Origin of the sequence: Phenylobacterium sp., from assembly GCF_031412415.1 — a bacterium.
Classification (GTDB): Bacteria; Pseudomonadota; Alphaproteobacteria; order Caulobacterales; family Caulobacteraceae; genus Phenylobacterium.
The window spans coordinates 1-1,917 of sequence record NZ_JANOCX010000087.1; the positions used below are offsets into that span (position 1 = coordinate 1).

The 1,917-nt window shown below is 71.6% G+C and carries 3 protein-coding genes; all 3 read right to left on the bottom strand.

What is annotated here, in order from left to right:
• Positions 1–569, bottom strand: a 569-nt coding sequence (locus tag RMO04_RS04655; RefSeq protein ID WP_309643629.1) for a DNA polymerase III subunit delta', incomplete at its 3' end; no start/stop codon positions are given.
• Positions 562–1,209 (bottom strand): dTMP kinase, encoded by a 648-nt coding sequence (gene tmk, locus RMO04_RS04660; RefSeq protein ID WP_309643630.1) that lies wholly within the window; start codon positions 1,207–1,209, stop codon positions 562–564. The genes tmk and RMO04_RS04655, both read right to left, overlap by 8 nt.
• A gap of 39 nt (positions 1,210–1,248) precedes the next feature.
• Positions 1,249–1,917 (bottom strand): septal ring lytic transglycosylase RlpA family protein (locus RMO04_RS04665; RefSeq protein ID WP_309643631.1); only part of this gene is annotated, 669 nt, incomplete at its 5' end.

Here is a 1,917-nt window from a genome sequence, read left to right on the forward strand (position 1 = left end):
GCGGCGACCTCATCCTCCGGCAGGGCGTGGAAGGCCAGCCGGCGACACCGCGAGCGGATGGTCGGCAGCAGCCGTCCCGGCGAATGGGAGACCAGCAGCAGGACTCCGCGCGACGGCGGTTCCTCCAGAGTCTTCAGCACCGCGTTGGCGGCGTTGACGTTGAGGTCGTCGGCGGCGTCGATGATCGCCACCCGGTGCGGCGCCGTGGCGGGCGACTTGGAGAAGAACTCCGAGAGCTTGCGGGCCTCGTCGACCGGGATGACCTTGCGCGGCTTGCCGTCCTCGCCCACCCGCTCCAGCACCAGGATATCGGGGTGCGAGTGGGCGATGATCTGGCGGCTGACCGGATGATCCGGCGCGGCGCCCAGTATCCCATAGTTCGGCTCGGCCGGCGCACCCAGCAGGCGACGCGCGGCGCGGTAGGCGAAGGTGGCCTTGCCGACCCCTTCCGGTCCCGTCAACAGCCAGGCGTGGTGCAGGCGTCCTCGTTCGCGCGCGTCCTCGAAGGACGCCTCGGCGGCCTCGTGCCCCTGCAGGGTAAAGGTCTCGTTGGGGTGGTGCTCAGCCATGGACCGTCAGCCGCGCGGACACCGCGTTCCAAACCTGAGCCTCGACGCCCTCGATGCCGTCGGCCGCGTCGATCAAGACGCAGCGGTTGGGTTCGGCCGCCGCGATGGCCTTGAACGCCGCGCGCAGACGCTCGTGGAAGGCGACGCCCTTGGACTCAAAGCGCGTCTCGGCGTGGCCCGCGGCGGCGGCATGGACCTCGGCGCGCGCCAGGCCCACCTCAACCGGCAGGTCGAAGACCAGCGTCAGGTCGGGTCTGGCCGCGCCCATCACATGGTCCTCCAGCGCCGCGATCAGGTCGGGTTCTACCCCACCCGCACCGCCCTGATAGGCCCGCGTGGAGTCGGCGAAGCGGTCGCAAACCACCCAGGCCCCGCGCGCCAGGGCCGGCGTGATGACGCGCTCGATGTGGTCGCGGCGGGCTGCGTACATCAGCAGAGTCTCGGTCGCCGGGCTCCAGCGATCGGCCGAGCCCTTCAGGACCAGGTCGCGGATCGACTCCGCGCCGGGTGAGCCGCCGGGCTCACGGGTGGCGACCACCTCATGGCCGGCCGCACGCAGGCGCTCGACCAGGCGTTTGACCTGTGTCGATTTTCCGGCGCCCTCGCCGCCTTCGAAAGTGATGAACCGACCACGTGCCACGCGGCCAAATTGGCCGGTTCGCCGGCTTTGTCCAGCGCCCTAGAAGGGCCGAACGACGCGAGCCTCGGCGAAGCCGTAGGACGCCACCCGATCCCGCACCGTCCAGGCCTCGCCCTCGTCGGCGCCCCCGGCCAGCATCACGCGGTAGAGGGTGACCCCGTCGGCGCGCTGCACCGGTTCGATGGTCGCGGGGCCTGCTGCCGCCAACTGATCGGCGACGCGGCGGGCGTTGCCGGCGTCAGAGAAGGCGCCGGCTTGAACCTTGTACCCGCCGGAACTGACGGGGATGGCTCTCGGCGCAGGGGCCGAGGCGAGCGTCGGGAGCGGCGCGGAGGCCACGGCGGTCGGCGCGGCGAGGCCCGAATAGGCGATGGGCGCCGAAGGAAGGGTCGCGCCGGGCGCGGGCGATCCGTCATAGGCGGCGTGGCGCAGGCCAGCGTCCGGCGGGCCCAGCTCGGCCGGCCCCACATAGCGCACGCGGACATTGGCGGTGCCCTGGCGATCATAGCCGAGCTGGCGCGCGGCCTCCCGCGACAGGTCGATCACCCGGCCGCCGACGAACGGGCCGCGGTCGTTGACCCGCACCTTGATCGCCTTGCCGTTGTCGAGGTTGGTCACCTCCACGATGGAAGGCAGCGGCAAGGTGGTGTGGGCGGCCGAGGCCACGCCCATATCGAAAATCTCGCCGTTGGCGGTCGGCTTCATGTG